This is a genomic window from Limosilactobacillus frumenti DSM 13145, from assembly GCF_001436045.1.
GTDB lineage: Bacteria > Bacillota > Bacilli > Lactobacillales > Lactobacillaceae > Limosilactobacillus > Limosilactobacillus frumenti.
This window is the reverse complement of sequence record NZ_AZER01000014.1, coordinates 26392-43435: the sequence shown is the minus strand read 5'-3', so window position 1 is coordinate 43435 and position 17044 is coordinate 26392. Positions and strand designations below refer to the sequence as shown.

The 17044-nt window shown below is 41.9% G+C and carries 21 protein-coding genes; 11 read left to right on the top strand and 10 right to left on the bottom strand.

Translation table 11 applies throughout. The features are described from left to right. Positions 1 to 103: 103 nt before the first annotated feature. The 3 genes from gndA to FD27_RS03365 all read right to left on the bottom strand — a co-directional run bounded on the left by gndA (position 104) and on the right by FD27_RS03365 (position 3683). Complete coding sequence (gene gndA, locus FD27_RS03375; protein WP_057749530.1) at positions 104 to 1540, bottom strand: NADP-dependent phosphogluconate dehydrogenase; 1437 nt, start codon at positions 1538 to 1540, stop codon at positions 104 to 106. 131 nt (positions 1541 to 1671) lie between these two features. Beyond that, positions 1672 to 3147: a glucose-6-phosphate dehydrogenase gene (gene zwf / locus FD27_RS03370; RefSeq protein WP_057749524.1), complete on the bottom strand. Its 1476-nt coding sequence runs from the start codon at positions 3145 to 3147 to the stop codon at positions 1672 to 1674. Positions 3148 to 3317: 170 nt separating this feature from the next. Further along, a complete protein-coding gene (locus FD27_RS03365; protein WP_151495807.1) occupies positions 3318 to 3683 on the bottom strand; it encodes a hypothetical protein in 366 nt (121 codons plus the stop codon). A gap of 190 nt (positions 3684 to 3873) precedes the next feature. On the opposite strand from FD27_RS03365, the gene FD27_RS03360 reads away from it, so the two are divergent. After that, positions 3874 to 4302 (top strand): VOC family protein, encoded by a 429-nt coding sequence (locus tag FD27_RS03360; RefSeq protein ID WP_057749518.1) that lies wholly within the window; start codon positions 3874 to 3876, stop codon positions 4300 to 4302. A 60-nt stretch (positions 4303 to 4362) separates the two neighbouring features. Here FD27_RS03360 and nrdI read toward each other — a convergent pair whose 3' ends face one another. Further along, on the bottom strand, positions 4363 to 4833 hold the full coding sequence (nrdI, locus tag FD27_RS03355; protein WP_057749515.1) for a class Ib ribonucleoside-diphosphate reductase assembly flavoprotein NrdI: 471 nt from the start codon (positions 4831 to 4833) through the stop codon (positions 4363 to 4365). A 178-nt stretch (positions 4834 to 5011) separates the two neighbouring features. Between nrdI and FD27_RS08900 the strand changes: the two genes are divergently transcribed. The 6 genes from FD27_RS08900 to FD27_RS03330 all read left to right on the top strand — a co-directional run bounded on the left by FD27_RS08900 (position 5012) and on the right by FD27_RS03330 (position 8290). Then, positions 5012 to 5302 carry a hypothetical protein gene (locus tag FD27_RS08900; protein ID WP_235803006.1) on the top strand — a complete coding sequence of 97 codons (291 nt, stop codon included), beginning with the start codon at positions 5012 to 5014 and terminating at the stop codon, positions 5300 to 5302. A 27-nt stretch (positions 5303 to 5329) separates the two neighbouring features. Beyond that, positions 5330 to 5878, top strand: coding sequence for a P-loop NTPase family protein (locus FD27_RS08895; protein ID WP_235803005.1), 549 nt, complete (start codon positions 5330 to 5332; stop codon positions 5876 to 5878). 36 nt (positions 5879 to 5914) lie between these two features. Further along, positions 5915 to 6442, top strand: coding sequence for an NAD(P)H-binding protein (locus FD27_RS03345; RefSeq protein WP_057749512.1), 528 nt, complete (start codon positions 5915 to 5917; stop codon positions 6440 to 6442). Between the two features lie 11 nt (positions 6443 to 6453). After that, positions 6454 to 6972, top strand: coding sequence for a DUF1836 domain-containing protein (locus FD27_RS03340; RefSeq protein ID WP_057749509.1), 519 nt, complete (start codon positions 6454 to 6456; stop codon positions 6970 to 6972). 91 nt (positions 6973 to 7063) lie between these two features. Continuing rightward, a complete protein-coding gene (locus tag FD27_RS03335) occupies positions 7064 to 7516 on the top strand; it encodes a MarR family winged helix-turn-helix transcriptional regulator (protein WP_057749506.1) in 453 nt (150 codons plus the stop codon). 51 nt (positions 7517 to 7567) lie between these two features. Next, a complete protein-coding gene (locus FD27_RS03330) occupies positions 7568 to 8290 on the top strand; it encodes a B3/B4 domain-containing protein (RefSeq protein WP_057749501.1) in 723 nt (240 codons plus the stop codon). Positions 8291 to 8341: 51 nt separating this feature from the next. Here FD27_RS03330 and FD27_RS03325 read toward each other — a convergent pair whose 3' ends face one another. Further along, positions 8342 to 9445 carry an AI-2E family transporter gene (locus FD27_RS03325; RefSeq protein ID WP_057749498.1) on the bottom strand — a complete coding sequence of 368 codons (1104 nt, stop codon included), beginning with the start codon at positions 9443 to 9445 and terminating at the stop codon, positions 8342 to 8344. Between the two features lie 3 nt (positions 9446 to 9448). Beyond that, a complete protein-coding gene (locus FD27_RS03320) occupies positions 9449 to 10285 on the bottom strand; it encodes a TIM barrel protein (protein ID WP_057749495.1) in 837 nt (278 codons plus the stop codon). A gap of 110 nt (positions 10286 to 10395) precedes the next feature. Between FD27_RS03320 and FD27_RS03315 the strand changes: the two genes are divergently transcribed. From FD27_RS03315 to FD27_RS03305, 3 genes are all read left to right on the top strand, one after another. Then, on the top strand, positions 10396 to 11310 hold the full coding sequence (locus FD27_RS03315; RefSeq protein WP_057749492.1) for a hypothetical protein: 915 nt from the start codon (positions 10396 to 10398) through the stop codon (positions 11308 to 11310). Between the two features lie 70 nt (positions 11311 to 11380). Next, complete coding sequence (locus FD27_RS03310) at positions 11381 to 11836, top strand: helix-turn-helix domain-containing protein (protein WP_057749489.1); 456 nt, start codon at positions 11381 to 11383, stop codon at positions 11834 to 11836. After that, a complete protein-coding gene (locus FD27_RS03305; RefSeq protein ID WP_151495806.1) occupies positions 11830 to 12759 on the top strand; it encodes an IS3 family transposase in 930 nt (309 codons plus the stop codon). Before FD27_RS03310 ends, FD27_RS03305 begins: the two co-directional genes overlap by 7 nt. A 57-nt stretch (positions 12760 to 12816) precedes the next feature. Here FD27_RS03305 and mscL read toward each other — a convergent pair whose 3' ends face one another. The 4 genes from mscL to ybaK all read right to left on the bottom strand — a co-directional run bounded on the left by mscL (position 12817) and on the right by ybaK (position 16144). Next, positions 12817 to 13191 (bottom strand): large-conductance mechanosensitive channel protein MscL, encoded by a 375-nt coding sequence (mscL, locus tag FD27_RS03300; RefSeq protein WP_057749484.1) that lies wholly within the window; start codon positions 13189 to 13191, stop codon positions 12817 to 12819. Positions 13192 to 13392: 201 nt separating this feature from the next. Next, the gene (locus FD27_RS03295; RefSeq protein WP_057749481.1) at positions 13393 to 14829 is read right to left on the bottom strand and encodes a C69 family dipeptidase; all 1437 of its coding nucleotides are present in this window, start codon (positions 14827 to 14829) and stop codon (positions 13393 to 13395) included. 84 nt (positions 14830 to 14913) lie between these two features. After that, entirely contained in the window at positions 14914 to 15642 is a 729-nt protein-coding gene (locus tag FD27_RS03290) for a hypothetical protein (protein WP_057749478.1), read from the bottom strand. Then, positions 15635 to 16144 carry a Cys-tRNA(Pro) deacylase gene (ybaK, locus tag FD27_RS03285; protein WP_057749476.1) on the bottom strand — a complete coding sequence of 170 codons (510 nt, stop codon included), beginning with the start codon at positions 16142 to 16144 and terminating at the stop codon, positions 15635 to 15637. The genes FD27_RS03290 and ybaK overlap by 8 nt, the downstream gene beginning before the upstream one ends. A 124-nt stretch (positions 16145 to 16268) precedes the next feature. Here ybaK and FD27_RS03280 point away from each other — a divergent pair, with 124 nt between their 5' ends. Continuing rightward, a complete protein-coding gene (locus FD27_RS03280) occupies positions 16269 to 17000 on the top strand; it encodes a GntR family transcriptional regulator (protein WP_057749473.1) in 732 nt (243 codons plus the stop codon). Positions 17001 to 17044: the final 44 nt, after the last annotated feature.

The window sequence follows — 17044 nt, the reverse complement described above, 5'->3', positions numbered from 1 at the left end:
ATTGGAATATAGTGATGATTATAAGAAAGCCCTGCTGAAAACGCCATTCAAACGTCTTCAGCAGGGCCTAATTTAACTTGGAAAGAGGATGTTGGATTATTAATTATTGTTCTTCGTACCAGCTGTAGTGGTAGTTACCTGGACGGTCAGTCCGTTCGTAGGTGTGGGCACCGAAGTAGTCCCGTTGTGCTTGCAGCAAGTTAGCAGGCAATACTTCAGAACGGAATGAGTCATAGTAGCTAATAGCAGCACTAAATGCTGGAACCGGTACACCGGCCTTAACGGATAAGGCAACAACATCACGAATAGCCTTTTGGTACTTCTTGGCAACGTCCTTGAAGTAGTCATCAAAGAGCAGGTTCTTCAAGTCAGGGTTCTTCTTAAAGGCATCAGTAATGTTTTGTAAGAATTGGGCCCGAATAATACAGCCGGCACGCCAAATCTGCGCTAATTCACCATACTGAAGGTTCCAATCATAACGTTCAGAGTCGATCCGCATTTGTTCGAATCCTTGAGCGTAACTCATTACCTTACCAAAGTAGAGGGCTTGACGAATCTTTTCAATCAATTCGGCCTTGTTGTCAATTGATACAGCTTCGGTATCTTCAGGAAGTTCCTTGCTTGCCTGAACACGTTCTTGCTTCATCATTGAGATATAACGAGCATAAACAGCTTCCGTAATTACGGATTGTGGAGCACCACCATCCAGGGCAGTTTCGGAACTCCATTTACCAGTACCCTTGTTGGCACCACGGTCAAGAATCATGTCAACGATTGGCTTATTCTTGTCATCGCCTAAGTCATCTTTCCGGGTCAGAATATCAGCGGTAATGTCAACCAAGTATGAGCTTAATTCACCCTTGTTCCAATCAGCAAAGGTCTTTGCAATGTCATCAACTGGCATCTTCAAAACGTTCCGCATGATGTTGTAACTTTCGTCGATTAACTCTTCGTCACCGTATTCAATCCCGTTGTGGACCATCTTGACATAGTGACCGGCACCATTAGGGCCAATGTAGGCAACGCAAGGTTTGCCATCTTCTTCAGCTTTTGCAGCAATCTGAGTCAGGATCGGAGCAACTAAGTCATAAGCTTCTTTTTGACCACCAGGCATCAAGGATGGACCGTGCAGGGCACCTAGTTCACCACCGGAAACCCCCATACCAATAAAGTTAATGCCGGACTTATCCAACTTAGCATTCCGTGCCATCGTGTCGTGGAAGTTAGTGTTACCACCATCGATCAGGACATCACCCTTGTCTAATAGTGGTAAAAGTTCATCGATAACCGCATCGGTTGGCTTTCCTGCCTTAACCATCATTAAGATACGCCGAGGCTTTTCCAGTGATTTGACGAAGTCTTCGATTGTGTAAGAAGGCACTAACTTCTTGTCACTGTGGTCCTTCATCATTTCATCGGTCCGGTTACGGTGACGGTTATAAACTCCAACCGTAAAGCCACGGCTTTCAATGTTTAAGGCCAGATTCTTACCCATAACAGCTAAACCAACAACACCAATTTGTGCTTTTTGATCAGACATTATACACACTCCTTATTTTGTGTTTCATTTCACAATATCTATTATATAACACTCTCTTATTGAAGTGCAAACAAAAAAGGCGATTCACCAAAATTTGATGAATCACCTTGTAAATTTAGCAGTTATTCAAATTACCGGTTCAAACGGTAGACCCATTTACGACCGTCACGAGCTAATAATTCGTCAGCAGCAGCTGGGCCCATGGAGCCTGGTACGTAGTTAGGGAATGATGGCTTTTCAATGTCCCAAAGGTTCCGGATAACATCAACGAACTTCCATGCATAAGCAATTTCAGCCCATGAAGCAAAGTTGGTATGGTTGCCTTCTAGAGCATCGTGGAAAAGACGTTCGTATGGTTCTGGTGATTCCTTCTTAGCGGAGTCACTTTGTAAGAACTGTAAGTCAACTGGTTCAGTCGTGTAACCTTGACCAACGTGCTTAGCGTTCAATTGAAGGGCAAAGCCAGACTTAGGTTCAACATAAATCGTCAAAACGTTAGAAGCCAAGTTTTGGTTCTTGGCATCTGGGTTAGCGAAGATATCGATGAGTGGCTTCTTGAAGACAACATCGATCCGGGTGAACTTGTCAGCTAACTTCTTACCAGTCCGAACGTAGAATGGCACACCGGACCAACGATAGTTATCAAACATTAACTTAGCAGCAACGAAGGTTTCAGTACCTGATTCAGGGTCAACACCATCTTCGTTCCGGTAAGCGTTAGTACCGTTACCAGCATCGTATTGGCCACGAACAAAGTTAGCAGCAGCTTCTGAAGGGGTGTAAACCCGTAAGCTCCGTAGTGCCTTGATCTTTTCAACACGAACATCGTCATCAGTGAAGGCAACAGGTTCTTCCATTGCTAATTGAGCAACCACTTGCATAATGTGGTTTTGAAGCATATCACGAAGGGCACCAGACTTGTCATAGTAGCCGGCACGTTCTTCGACACCAAGCTTTTCACTCAAGGTAACTTGGATGTTGTCAATGTAACGGTTGTTCCAGAGAGCTTCGATGATTGGGTTACCAAACCGTAATGCTTGGATGTTTTGAACCATTTCCTTACCCAGGTAGTGGTCAATCCGGAAAATTTGGTTTTCTTCGAAGGTTTGTGATAATTCATCATTCAGCTTCTTAGCAGAATCGAAGTCACGACCAAATGGCTTTTCGATAACCAGACGGTTGTAACCCTTATCAGTAATTAAGCCTTGCTTCTTCAAGTTGATAGCAATGGTACCAAAGAATTGTGGAGCCATTGACATGTAGAAGAGCCGGTTGCCTTCCGTACCAAATTGCTTGTCGAGTTCAGCCAGCCGGTCCTTTAACTTAACGTAGTGTTCTGGCTTAGTAACATCATGTGCGCAGTAGAAGAAGTGTTTTGCAAATGCTTCTGCTTCGCCATCCTTGGCAGGAATATCTTTGATGGAATCAAGCACCATCTTTTCAAATTCATCATCACTTAATTCGTGACGTGAAGTACCTAACAGTGCAAAGTGATCAGCTAAGTAACCCTTTTGGTAAAGTTTGAATAATGAAGTGTATAACTTCCGTTTAGCTAAGTCACCAGTTGCACCGAATAAAGTAATTAAAGCCTTATTTTCTGTAGCCAAAATGTTCACTCCCTCTGAGTATTCAGAAAAATTTCTAACGTTATAATTATATACTTTCAAAGACTTTTATGCATTAAAAAAGGTAAACGTTTTCCTAATGGTGGCGGTGACTGTGGAATGGACCAGTTCACATAAAATCGGTATTACTAACCATTATCGCGAAAAAAAGATTAATGGTCTAGATCAAAACTTTTTTCAACAACAGCCCGAATATCAGTGATTTCTAACTGTGTTAACATTTTTCGCCCCTGGTCTAACCAAATTTGGGAACCAGTAAAACCACAAATTATTCCCGAATAAGAAAGCGGGTGCTGGTCGAGGTCCAAAGTATCCATTTGAAGGACAACCGTCTGTTTGCTTTGCCAATAATCGAATAGTTTTGTGGAAATGGTAGTAAGGGATTCTTGTGGGTAGATTGGTATCTGGTGATGATTATTACGCCGATGGAGAGCTGCCTGGTGATCTGATAGGAAGAAGCCTTGCCACTTTAGCATTCCGCGGTCGTGATAATCATACTTAAAAAAATGTGTTGCCATGAAATTAGCTTGCTGATTGGAAATAGATTGTAAGATCATTTTAATCGCCTATCGAACATTTGTTTGGTAGAACTAGTATAGCATTTTAAAACGATCTTGAGAATGATAAGGTCAGTTGGTTAAGGCCCTCGTTTGACGGAAATAAAAATCAACCATATAATTACTTTGAAATTCTTTTCGGAGGAAAATAATGGCGGCACAGATATACCCGTATTTAACATTTGAAAATGCCAAAGAGGCAATGGATTATTATGTCCAAAACTTTGGTGCTACGATTCTTTATCATCAACCTTTGAGTCAGCAACAAGCTGAAGACCTCGGCTTGAACCTTGATAACCTGGCCAACACCATTTTTCGGGGTGCGTTTTCAATTGCTGGCCAAAAATTGATTTGTGCCGATGCTACAATGGCTAGTCCTCAGGCATCATCATTGATCTCGATTATGCTCGATTTTTATGATGATGAGGGTGAAGCTAAAGAGTTATTTAAGTTGTTGTCTTCATCAGATGAACAGCGCGTCACGATTCCATTTGGTCCCCAGAATGGTGGCCAAATGGGCCAGGTGATTGATAAGTATGGAATTACTTGGATTATTGTAACTGGCAGTTTAGAAGATTAATACAGAGTACAAAAAAGGGCAGGGCGATTATTATTCGCCCTGCCCTTTTTGCATCTTAAATTATTTTGCTTGAACTTCATTCCATCGTTCCATTAACTTCTTGTAAATAACTTGAATATCTTGGGAAGTGCCCCGGAGTTCATAATCAGCCAGGAATGGGGCATTGAATTGCTTAGCATACTTACGTGCCGTTAAACAATATTGTTCATTGAAGTTACGGTTGCCTGAACCGACAATTCCAATACATTGGTCAGCATTGTGGCCATATGCAACGTATTCGCCAAGTGAGTTGGTCATTACTTCAGTGAATCCGGAAGTGACGCCATCACCACCGTCAAGGTATGTTGGTACGAAGACAAAAAATGGTTCCTTTTCTTCTGCCGGTTCAGTTTGGTCGGAAACTTCTTTCAAATTTAATTCCAGATTGGCGGGATTAAAGCTATGCTGCTGCTTGGCATATGCGGTCATTCGTGTCAGGAAGGAGCGGGTATTCCCTTCAATCGAAATATAAATAATATTCATTGCTGTCATAAGTAATCCTCTTTCTATATCTATTCGTAATAATTATCATTCTTATTCTAGATGAATAAGTCGATAAATGAAAGTAAAAAAAGCTTTCCTAGTACTTTTTAAGCGATTAGTGGTGAATTTATGCTAGACAATGATAAAATTAAAGAGATGATATTTACCGTTAACGGGAGGACTTAGTGTGAGTAGTATCGTATTAAATGACTTGACTTTTGATGCCAAATCAGGTGATCAACTTGAAGATGTGTCGCTAGAATTAACTTCACCACAAGTTGTGGCCATTTGTAGCAATGATAATGGTGCAACAGACGCTTTAAAACAATTATTTGATAACCGGGGAGTTATCGAGAAGGGTACTGCTGAAGTTAATGGTGAACCAGTAAGCAATATTAACCGCCGGCGCGGCAATCATTTAGTGGCTCATTTTTCTGATGTTGAGTTAAAAGGGAAAACAGTCTTAAAGGCTGTTTGAAACGCTTTGCATCGTAAAGAAAATGTATTGACAGTTGATCAAACCTTGGAAATGCTTGAATCGTTGAGTATTGTTCCTGGCAAGACGATTAACGAGCTAAGTTCTGATGACCAGCAAAAATTACGAATTGTTATCTTATTAGCATGGTGCCGGCCAATTGTCTTATTAGAAAACGCTTATGACGGTTTGAGTGAAGATGCCCGGACGACCATGGCCAACTTAGTCAATGATTACTGTCAAAAAACTAATTCTTTAATAATTTTCTCTAGTAATGATGTATCTACCCTCATGCGTTATTCAAAAGTTATTTATTACTTTGAAGGAAGCCATCTGACTTCAAGCCGGAACGTTGAAATGGCAAATGACGTGGATTGTGTAGTTACGGTTATGGGGACCGGCTTCCCAGTTGAAACCGCCGTTAAATTAGGTGCCCATATGCTAGAAGAAGCACCAAGCGAAACGCGATTCTTGTTCACTGGTAATATCCAAGCTCTCTTACCACTATTGGAACAAAGTACAATCACTGATGTTCGGATTGAAGACGCTACAGTTGAGGATGAATTGAGAACCTGGTAAATTAGCAGGCGACTAACCAGGGGAAAGGAGGCAGCTATGGGAAGAGTAGTTATTGTTGAACACCGTCAGGATCGCTTAGCAGCTGAAATAATGAAGGTCGTTGACGATGCTGTCGTTGCAACAAACTTTAAGCAAACCCTTAAAGCAGGGGATGCCCTCTGCTGGCTGCCGTTACCAAATGAGCCCGTGGATGACGAAGTTCAGGATCTGGTAACGATGGTCGATCATAATATTTTTCCACCGACAAAGATTGTGATGCTGTCCATCCCAGGCACGGCTGATGATGCCGATGATCAACAAATTGTTAAGTGGTTTGGCAGCAAAGGGCGGTCATGGGTGATGGCCCATCAATATGCTGTCAAGATGATTGATGAATTAGAATTACCGTATACCATTGTACGAGCGGTACCACTAACCAATCAGGACACCACGAGTATCGTTGTCCCGGAAGAACACTCGTTGACTGGTTCCCAAGTAGGGATTAATCAGGTGGCCCAAGTATTAAAAACAGCACTGACCACCGACCGGTACCGTAACCAATCAATTGGTGTGACAGACGAGTAAGGAGGTTGCCCATGACACAATTAACGGATTTTCAGCAATGGGAAAAGAACATTGCCCGTGTTCAGCTTCCTAAATGGCAAGAATTACCGACCCTCGGTTTATACGTGGATCAAGTAGCAGCTGTGGTCAACGAGCAATTAGCTAACTTAGGAATAGAGCCACTCACAAAATCAATGATCAATAACTATGTCAAAAAGAAGGTCATTCAGGCACCAATTAAGAAGAAATACGCAGTCAATCAAATCGTGGACTTATTGCTCATCGGGTTGCTGAAGCGTAATTTCTCCATTGAAAAGATTCGATCTAGCATTGCCCAAATCACAGCTAACTTCTATCCACAAGCAGCATATGACCGTTTCGTAGAAATTATGAACGCTGCATTAAGTGGTCAACCGTTACCGGACAATGATGAAATTGATCCTAATAAGGATCGGTTAATGCAACTGGCGGTGGAAACAGTGGTCGCCAGTCTAAAGGCCCGCCACCTATTAGCAGCTTTGAACCAAGAAGAAACGACGGTTAAGCCTTAAAATTAATAATTGGGATTTTCCTAATTTTTATTTATTGTTTTTATTGCAAATGCAACAAAAATGAGTACAATGTTGGATAAGGAGATAAGCAATGGTCGATATTTTACGCGAAGTTGGGATGATCGAACGGGCGCTCGATTCAATGTCCAATATTGAGTTTAAGCAAATTGACCTTGCTCGGGGCCAGTACTTGTACGTAGTCCGCATCTACGAAAATCCGGGAATTATCTCAGAACAATTATCAGGACTAATTAAGGTGGATCGGACAACAATCGCTCGGGCAGTCAAAAAACTAGAACAAAAGGGATTCATTGAACGACGGAGTGATCCTACCAACAAGAAAATTAAGCACTTGTACGTCACAGAAAAGGGTAAGCAGATCTACCCTTTCATTATTCGGGAGAATAGCCATTCCAATGACGTGGCGCTTCAAGGCTTCAGCGAACAGGAGGCCCAGCAAGTTCATGACTACCTGGTGCGGATTCGCCACAACATTGACCATGATTGGAACTTTGTAAAGCATGGTGGCAAGCGCCAGTACTGAGTTTTGCATTTTGTAATTATTTAGATTAGCTAATAAAAAGGAGTGACTAACATGAATAAGGTAACAGTTGATGATAGTTTTTGGGAACTCTTCCCTGATGCTCAAGTTAACATTTTGTATGTTGATGGTATTGATAATCATGACAGTGAAAAGAATTTAGCTGAACGGAAGAAATTGCTGAGTGAAGCCACTAAGGAAGCTGATAAGTTCTTAACAAATGAAACTTTCCGTTTGAACCCAGTCATTGATCAATGGCGGAAGGCATACCAACAATTCAAGAAGAAGAAGGGCGCTCGTTCATCAGTGGAAGCTCTTTTGAAGCGTGCTAACCAGGGACGGAAATTTGAACCAATTGATCCCCTCGTTGATGTTTACAACAGTATTTCTTTGTCTTACGGTGTTCCTGTTGGAATGGAAGACCGTGATCACATTGTTGGTGACATGCATCTCGGACAAGTTGACGGTGGTCAAGCTTTCCAACCTGTCGGCGCTGATGAAGATGAGCCAACTTTGCCAGGCGAAGTTTGTTACTATGATGAAAAGGGCGCTGTTTGTCGTTGCTTAAACTGGCGTGATGGTCAACGGACAATGTTAACTCCTGATTCCAAGAATGTTGTGGCAGTCATTGAATCCGTTAATGAGGAACAAACTAAGCGTGCGAACGAAGCAATGGAAGAACTAAGTAAGCTAATCACTAAGTACTTTGGTGTTAAGCCTAGTCAAGTCTTCCATTTAACCAAGGACAACCCTGATGCCGTTGTTCCTAAGAACTAAGTTTCAAATACTAATCCTCCCCGCGGTGAAACCGTGAGGAGGATTTTTGCTTTATGCAGTTTGACGACGATCAACGTCATTGGCAATCAATTTATAAATTGCTGCAAACAAGGGGACAGTAAACATCATTCCCAGAATTCCATAAATGCCACCGCCGATAATAACTGCGGCAAATACCCAGACGCTGGGGAGGCCAATTGATTTACCAACAACGAGCGGGTAGGTAACCCGATTATCTAATTGTTGGAGCAAAATAATGAAAATTAGGAAAATACCAGCTTTGATGGGCGAGATCGCAAAAATAATGACGACCCCAACACTGGCACCCAGAATAGCCCCGATGATCGGAATCAAAGCCGTAATTGCCGTTACCGCCCCAATCATGGAAGCATATGGTAAACGGAGGACGGCCATTCCAATAAAACAAGCGATCCCTAGCAAACAGGCATCTTTGCATTGACCAACAATGTAACTGCTGTAGCTGTCATCAAATGTCCGGATAACATACATTGTCTTGTCATAAAACTTTGGTAAGTAAGTCTTGAGTACCCGGGTGCATTGGCGACCTAATTTCTCCTTATAGATTAAAAGATAAATGGAGAAGAAGATTGCGATCACCGTTGTTGCCAGGACTGAGGCGACCGACGATGCGGTAGAAGCAACCATCTTGAGAGTACCCCCAAAGCCAGTGGCAATGTATTTACCGATTTGGTTCCACTTAATCTGGCTCGGGTGGAAATTACCAAAGATAGCGTTCAAGTCACTGTTTTGTTGGATTGCAGTAATGAACTTATTAATAACCCGACTATGATTAGCTAGTAATAATTTAATACAAGAAATTAGCTGTGGGACAACGATTGCCAATACAACGGCAATAATGATAATAATTGAAAGGTACGCCAGAACAATTGCGACTGGACGCTTAAATTTTTGTGCCCGACGGTGGCCTTTGAATATTTTTGTATAACCATGCTCGTACTGCTTGAGTAGCAAATTAACAATATAAGCAATAACACAACCGATTAATAACGGCACAGCAGCTGAGAAGACCGAGTGAAACAGTTTAGCAATTACCGGCCAATAATGAATTAGAAGATAAAGTAGAAAGGCAACAATGGCTAAAGACCAGTGTCGTTGACGAATTTTAATTTTCAAAAGTTAGTCTCCTTGTTGGATTTGTTTGGCGATAGCGGTCAAGTAACGGTGAGAAGCAACCTGTTCTTTACAGTTTTCTTGGTCATGTAAGTTAATTTCATAAATGCTGGTGGCATCTGGATTAAGCCGCTTTAGGACAGATGCCCAGTCGATCTTACCAGTGCCTAATTGGAGACTATCGTGAGTTAAGCCCATTGAATCGACAAGATGGTAGTGGACAACTGACGACTTGAGATGCTCCAGTGACTTTTGCAAAGCCTGGTTATCTCCATGCATTTCGATGAAGCAATGGGAAGTATCAAAAGCTAGCCGGTAATGATGACTTAAGATCTCATCTTCTTGCTCAGGATCGCCGTATGCAAAGACCCTAGCAATAGAATTTTCAAACATAATATGGTTGCCACCTTCTTTGGCAAAACGGTCGAGCCGCTTGTATACAGCTTGCCGGGCATCGTGGAGGCTTGAGTAGTGGGCGATCATTTCTTCCACTTCATCACCAGAGTAGCCACCGTGAACCAAGATCTGAATGTTCCGTCGATCCGCAATTTTTAGCAGTGCGGCGGTGCTTTCTTCAATAAAACGATATAAGTCAGGGTAGGAACTTTCTGGCGCTACTACTTCAGAATGCCATTGCTTATAGACCATTGGATGATGAATAACAATATGTTTAATTCCCTTAGACTGTACGTACTGGACCGCATTATCTAAGTGGGCAATTCCATCTGGTGTAAAGTCGGCCGCGTTAGTATAAAATTCATAAACCTGGGGATGGTATTGCAAACGGTCGTCGATTTGTTGGCGAGCGCTACTTCCCTTTAGTCCTAGCATTGGCATAATCATGAAAGTCAGTCCTCTCAATATATAACTACTCCCATTTTAGCAGATTATGGAATGAACAGCGGGTCAGGAAGGAGTATCATAATTACTAGCAGAAAGGATGGATGTTCCACATGAAACAGCTAATGAAATGGCAACCACTTATTATTGAACCAGTTCTGGCATTGACCTGGATAGTGGGGTGGTTGAATTTAATGACGATCTACCAGATAGTCAATGGACCGGTCCATGTTGGTAGTCAAATGGTTGAATCAGTTTTAATCTTCTCAGGCGTAATCCTGATCGCTGACGTATATAACCTGATCCTTACCTACCAACAAAATCCCGCAATTGTGAGGACTTCATTGTACCGCGGCTTGTCCATTTTTCAGGCCTTAATCATTATCTGTTTGTTAGTTCTATCATGGAGCCATCCGTCAGTGGTTCTTTTACCGACCACGGTTACAGTGTGGAACCTCATCTTTATTTTATTAGCAGGAACAAAGGGCTTGGTGGGCAACTTTTTTGCGGTCACTTCCCGTTACATTCCATTTCCACCTAAGCAGGAGTTTATGATTTGGCTCGGGACAATTAACCTTTTTTGTCAGGGACTATTATGTTATCCACTATTAGTAATTCAAGGTGGTAGTCGCTGGCTAATGGCATTCATTGTTGCTGCTGTGATTGTTGTCGGCTTGTGGGCAGAACTTATTCACTTACCATTGATTTTTTCGACAGGCTTTGTGCAACGCAGCGGCATTTACCAATGCATTGTTGGCATTAACCTCATTGCCAGTGTGACAGTCCTCTTCTTTGGCTTGGATACGATAATCTTTCGATTAATGGACAGTAAACCTGACTTGATCAGCGGTGCCTTTGTTACATCTTGGCTACTCCAGGGAGTAAGCCAACTAGCAATGGGGGCCATGCATTATTATGATAATGATTATCGTTATGGTCATGCGATTGGTCGTGAACGACTGTATATCCTGCTCGGGACAATTGTCGGTGCAATATTTTTACTTGTTGCTTGTTTCTGGTTGGCATGAAATTGAAAAGTGGTTCAACTGAAGTGAACCCCCATAGTTGGACAAATAATCCAACTATGGGGGTTTTACTATGACTAAATTTAATTTTGATACCAAGTTGAAAGCTGTCCAACTATATTTAGCGGGTGTAGGTTCAACCACGGTGGCACGGCAATTGGGGATAAAGAATGATGATAATGTTCGAATGTGGATAGCTCGTTACCGTAAATATGGGGCTAAAGGTCTCGAGCTTCGTCAGCCCAAATATGATTACTCTGGTGAATTTAAACTAAGTGTCTTAAACTGGAAAAAACAACACAAGGCTTCGTACTCCCAAGCAGCGCTTCATTTTGACATTAGTAATACCGGAACAATAGCTAACTGGCAAAAGAAGTTCGATCAAGGTGGCACTCAGGCCTTGTTTACCAGAAGAGGACGGGCAAGACATATGAATACTAACCATAATCGACAAGCTAGTAAGCAATTATCAGAGTTACAACGTTTAAAAGCGGAAAATCGGGCATTGAAAGTTGAGAATGAATATTAAAAAAAACTCAAGGCCTTAGTTCAACGCCGCGGACAGTCAAAGAAGAATACCGAATCATCCAAGAACTAAGGCACGAATTTGGATTTAGCTTAACGGAGATATTACCATATACCACCATCAAGCGAAGTACGTTTTATTATCAAGCGCATCGCCATGAAGCTAAAGATAACCAGGCGTTACTCCAAACCATTAAAGAGATTAAACAACATAATCCTGGTTATGGTTATCGGACCGTGACCGATGAACTACACCGCCGTGGAATTAAAGTTAATCACAAGCAAGTTAATCGGTTAATGCGTGAACATGGGCTGTTATCACGAATGTACAACCGACAAACACGGAAATATGATTCATCAATTGGCCCCCAAGGTAAGAAGACTAAGAATCGATTACATCGTCACTTTAAGACTGATCGGCCATACCAAAAGATGGTAACTGATGTGAGTGAGTTTCGATACGGTAATATGGGCCAAAATGAACGAGTTTATCTGTCACCGATTAAGGATCTTTGTACCGACGAAATTGTTAGCTTTAATATCAGTGAGCACCCTACCACTGACTTTGTGATGAAGCCATTAACGGAGTTAATTAAGCAGCGCCCGGCACTTAACTACCGCATGACCGTTCATAGTGATCAAGGGATTCAGTATCAAACCTCTATATGGTGCCACACGTTGAAAAAACATCACATTTTTCAAAGCATGTCACGGCGAGCAACCTGTCTAGATAACGCGCCAATGGAAAGTTTCTTCCACACGATGAAAGTGGAACTATATTACGAGCAACACTATAAAACTAAGCGAGAGTTAATTAAAGCAATGAAGGAGTGGATAAGCTACTACAATCAGGAAAGAATCAAGCATAAATTAAAAGGCAAGACTCCGATTGAATATCGAAATCTTGCCTTAGGAAAAGTGGCCTAATTAAAGTGTCCAACTTATGGGGTTCACTTCACAACGCAGTTTTGCGTTGGGCCACTTTTATTTTTCGTTATTTTTTAGTAACTGAACAATTTCTGCCAGGTATTTTTCTTCTTTGCTGGGTTCTTCTGGTTGGGGCTGTTCTTGTTTATGGTGGAAACTGTTAATCGCTTTTACTAATAAGAAAACTACAAATGAAATGATCAAAAAGTTGATGACGGCATTAAGAAATGAACCAACCTTGAATTGAGCGTCACCAATTGTCCAGACGATATTGGAGAGGTTAATTTTACCGAGAAACAATCCAATAAAAGGGTTTAGCAGGTCATTAACCAGCGCCTTAACAATTGCAGTGAAAGCACTCCCGACAATGATCCCAACGGCAAGATCAATCACATTACCGCGAGCAATAAAGTTCTTAAATTCTTTTAACATAGCAGCCTCCTTTGATACTGAATTTTAGGTAAGAAGATTATACCAAGCTAATTATCACGCTGAAAAGAGTCAAGTTCCGTAAAGACAAGGACTTAAGGAATTTTTAGAAAATATACTGTTTGCTATTTTGTTACAAACGAAAAAGATCCCAGTCAACACTAGAATGAAAGCGCTGACTGGGATCTTAAAATCAAACGGTAATTATAAATTCTTATCCATAATAAAGGTTAGCTTAGAGAGGCTGAGCCCCTTCATAATTAATTGACTCATCAACTTCTTGGTCCGTTTGGCCATTTCAGCCACCATTTGGTGAGTTTGATCACTTAAGTATGCGCAGGCATCTTTATCGTTCATGCCGTCAACTTTCGGAGCTACTTCATTTACCCACCGGTAGAAGTATTCCCGAGAGTCTTTCAGATAGTTGAGGTCATCCTGGGCAAATTCCGCATGGTGGGATTCAACGATCATTGAGAGTGCGCGGTACATCCAGTAGGCACTCTTCAGGTCCATGTTCAATTCCTTAGGTGTTTCCCGATAACTAACATCGACATCATCGGCATTACCGAAGAATGGTACGTATGGAGTGAAGGTTGGCACTCCCCAGCTCATCCACATAATGGTTGAAGCAGCTTCTGGTAAGTCTGGACGGACCTGAAGAACGTGGGAGTTCTGCGTCCGGTTCAGAGAAATTGGTCGGAAGAGGTGACGGGTTTGTTCATCACCATCATGGCCCAGCGGATCATAAGGGGTACCTTGATAGTGACTACTCAAAATCTTTTGGACATCAACCAGGGTAATCTTTTTATTTGTCCGCATAATAAATGGCAAATCGAAGTCTAGTGGATCCATTTCAATACTTGGGTTCATCAACTTGTGACCATACCATTGCCGTGGGGTGTTGTAGTGCTGGTCAAAGACGTCCGCCGTCCCAAAAATGTGACGGAAATCCCAGCCATGCTTGTCTGGGTTCAGATTATTTTTGGTGACAAAGTCTTGAATACCATCTGACCACATAAAGTTGTCGGGGTCGTCAAAGTCAACTTGTTGGATAGCAACCCGGTTACCGGTGACAGCGTAAGCATCATCAGGGATCCGTTCAGCAACCCAGTGGTGACCAGTAACGATTTCCATGTACCAGACATCATTCTTATCTGAGAAGATCACCCCATTACCTTCAGCGGAACCGTACTTGGTAATTAATGAGCCTAAGTAACGAACCCCATCGCGGGCACTGTCGATGAATGGCAGGGTAGCAGCCACGATTAGGTCTTCATTAATGCCAGTTTCCGTGTTTAAGGGATCACAGGCTAAAACCCGTTCGTTAGCGTAAACACTTTCGGTGGCACTCATCCCGACGTTCTTTTCGTTGAAACCACTTTCGTCGAAGGTTCCTTCGGTCTTGTAATTGACATTCGGCGTGCCTTGGTAACGATAACCATCAGCTGGCCGATCAACGACACACTTGTTGAGGTATGCCTTTACCTGGTTAGGGTGGTTATGATAAGCCGGATAAGTTACAAAACGAGTTGGGTTCAGGGGCCCAAAAGTATCATCGTTTCGGGCAGCCATGGTTGAGCCATCAATGGTTGCTTCTTTACCAACCAAAACCGTGGTGCAGGCTGATAGATTTTTCTTCATGAAATTCAGAACCTTTCATTTAACATTAAACATTATTGTTACATTTATAGTTTAAACTTGTTTAATTAGACGATCAATGAATAATTAACGGTAGTGCTTCACTATTGCCAACAACCCAATCCACCCTAAATTACAAGCTAACGAAAAAGCCATAATCAGGTAGACGGTCTTCATAGTTGCTATTAATTGGGTGTGAAATGACTGTGGATTCATGGTAATAGCTAGCGCCAAAGTTATAAATAAAATTACGATAATCAACGTTCCGACGCCCATCAGTGAATTATGAAAGTCGGCGCCACTGAGGTCAAATCCCCCAACGCTGATGTTAAAAGTAAGAAATAACCATAATAATAATCGCCACCAACTTACAGGAGCAGATCCATATGTTGGTAAAGCTAGATCGACTAGCAGAAAAGGACACAACCAGTTGGTAATTACCCAGAGGACCAATGTGCATCCCAATAAAGGGGCAATGCCGATAAAAAAGTTACCCATTTTTTGGTACCAGTTGTGGTTATTCCAGGCATGATTGACGACTCCTAGACCAGTATCACTGGGGTCACGCGGATTCGGAATATGAAGAAGGGTGACATGATTGATATGGTGGCCAAAGATGAGGGCAACGATTAGGTGACTCAGTTCATGAATGATCACACCAATTCCACCAATTAGCGCTTGTAGCCGGGGACCCCACAGTTCGACAACTCTTAGCTTAGCTTGGCGCCCCGTTAACGATAAACATGTGCCAAGTAAAGCTGGAATTAGAATGACATATTCGCCAACCTGTTCCAGAAAAAAGAGGTAATTATTCATGTTGCTCGAGGTCAGCAAACTTAGCATGAACTAGTTGGGCCAGGTCGTCAGCATTGATTTTGACAGAACGGCCAATTTTGCCAGAAGAAACATAAATTTTGCCTTGTTGGTGAGCAGTTTCTGAAATGAAAATGGGGAACTGGTGCTTTTCATAAATGCCGACAGGGGTATTGGCCCCATGAACGTACCCGGTGGTTTTAACCAGTTTCTTCAATGGAATCATGTTAACTTTCTTGTTGCCAGAAACTTTCGCCAGCTTCTTCTCATCTAAGTGAGTGTCTACAGGAACGACACCAACTAATGGACCAGTGACGTTACCAGACAGTACTAAGGTCTTGTAAATATAGTGTTCATCAATCCCAGTATGATCAACACTCATTGTTTGCACGTCACCATCTTGGTGAGTAGGGAAAAGTGCTTGTTCGTATGGCACTTTATTCTTATCCAGAATTTGTTCTACTTGAGTCTTTTTTAACTTACCCTTTTTGCTTTTCTTACTCATTATTACATGCTCCTTTTTTATTCTGGGACGAACCAATTTTTTTGAAAAAGGTCCCAATTTAAAATAGGTCTGTTATACTAATACTAGAATTAATAGTGACTAATTACTAGAGGGAGTATAAAACATGGCAGATTTAGTATACCGCTCTGTGATGCGTGATATAAAACAAAAGATTCTGGCAAATGAGTACCAAGGAATGCGGTTACCAGATGAACGAAGCCTTAGTACTAGCTATCAAGTTAGCCGGAGCTCAATTAAACGGGCGTTAGGTGTTCTCGCGCAGCAAGGAATTATTTTTAAAAAGCGTGGCTCAGGGACCTTTATTAATCCGCTCTATCTTAAGAATCGTTCACTATTTCGCTATGAGGGTAGTAACGTTGGGGTCACGGATAGTTTTAAGTTTGGTAACCATAAACAAGGTATTCGCTTGATTGATTACCAAGTGGTACCAGCTAGTACCGACCTTCAGCAGGATCTTTTCTTGGATGACAATGACTTCGTTTACAAAATTCGTCGGTTGCGATTAGTGGATGACCAGCCGTTTATGATTGAAACTGGTTATATTCCAATTAAAATTACGCCCACTTTGTCACCAGCAATTGTCAAAAGTTCTATTTTTAATTATCTTGAGAACGCTAAGGGCAAACGGGTCACAAAATCCTTCATGTCAATTAGCGTTGCGCCCTCCAAGATTGAAGATCAGCGTTTATTAAAACTAAAACCAACCGAACCGGTGGGCATCATGGAAGGGGTCTTCTTTCTCGACGATGGGACACCGTTTGAAGTATCCAACATGCGTGTGCATTATAAATACATGAAGTACAGTACCTTCGTTAATCTTGATCAAGAATCTTAATATTCAAAAGGCTGCCAAGCTAGTAATACTAACTAGGCGGCCTT

Bases quoted from the DNA above. Each gene is read 5' to 3' on its own strand.
- gndA (WP_057749530.1), bottom strand. From the start codon at position 1,540: ATGTCTGATCAAAAAGCACAAATTGGTGTTGTTGGTTTAGCTGTTATG.
- FD27_RS03365 (WP_151495807.1), bottom strand. From the start codon at position 3,683: ATGGCAACACATTTTTTTAAGTATGATTATCACGACCGCGGAATGCTA.
- FD27_RS03360 (WP_057749518.1), top strand. From the start codon at position 3,874: ATGGCGGCACAGATATACCCGTATTTAACATTTGAAAATGCCAAAGAG.
- nrdI (WP_057749515.1), bottom strand. From the start codon at position 4,833: ATGACAGCAATGAATATTATTTATATTTCGATTGAAGGGAATACCCGC.
- FD27_RS03345 (WP_057749512.1), top strand. From the start codon at position 5,915: ATGGGAAGAGTAGTTATTGTTGAACACCGTCAGGATCGCTTAGCAGCT.
- FD27_RS03340 (WP_057749509.1), top strand. From the start codon at position 6,454: ATGACACAATTAACGGATTTTCAGCAATGGGAAAAGAACATTGCCCGT.
- FD27_RS03335 (WP_057749506.1), top strand. From the start codon at position 7,064: ATGGTCGATATTTTACGCGAAGTTGGGATGATCGAACGGGCGCTCGAT.
- FD27_RS03330 (WP_057749501.1), top strand. From the start codon at position 7,568: ATGAATAAGGTAACAGTTGATGATAGTTTTTGGGAACTCTTCCCTGAT.
- FD27_RS03320 (WP_057749495.1), bottom strand. From the start codon at position 10,285: ATGATTATGCCAATGCTAGGACTAAAGGGAAGTAGCGCTCGCCAACAA.
- FD27_RS03315 (WP_057749492.1), top strand. From the start codon at position 10,396: ATGAAACAGCTAATGAAATGGCAACCACTTATTATTGAACCAGTTCTG.
- FD27_RS03310 (WP_057749489.1), top strand. From the start codon at position 11,381: ATGACTAAATTTAATTTTGATACCAAGTTGAAAGCTGTCCAACTATAT.
- mscL (WP_057749484.1), bottom strand. From the start codon at position 13,191: ATGTTAAAAGAATTTAAGAACTTTATTGCTCGCGGTAATGTGATTGAT.
- FD27_RS03295 (WP_057749481.1), bottom strand. From the start codon at position 14,829: ATGAAGAAAAATCTATCAGCCTGCACCACGGTTTTGGTTGGTAAAGAA.
- FD27_RS03290 (WP_057749478.1), bottom strand. From the start codon at position 15,642: ATGAATAATTACCTCTTTTTTCTGGAACAGGTTGGCGAATATGTCATT.
- ybaK (WP_057749476.1), bottom strand. From the start codon at position 16,144: ATGAGTAAGAAAAGCAAAAAGGGTAAGTTAAAAAAGACTCAAGTAGAA.
- FD27_RS03280 (WP_057749473.1), top strand. From the start codon at position 16,269: ATGGCAGATTTAGTATACCGCTCTGTGATGCGTGATATAAAACAAAAG.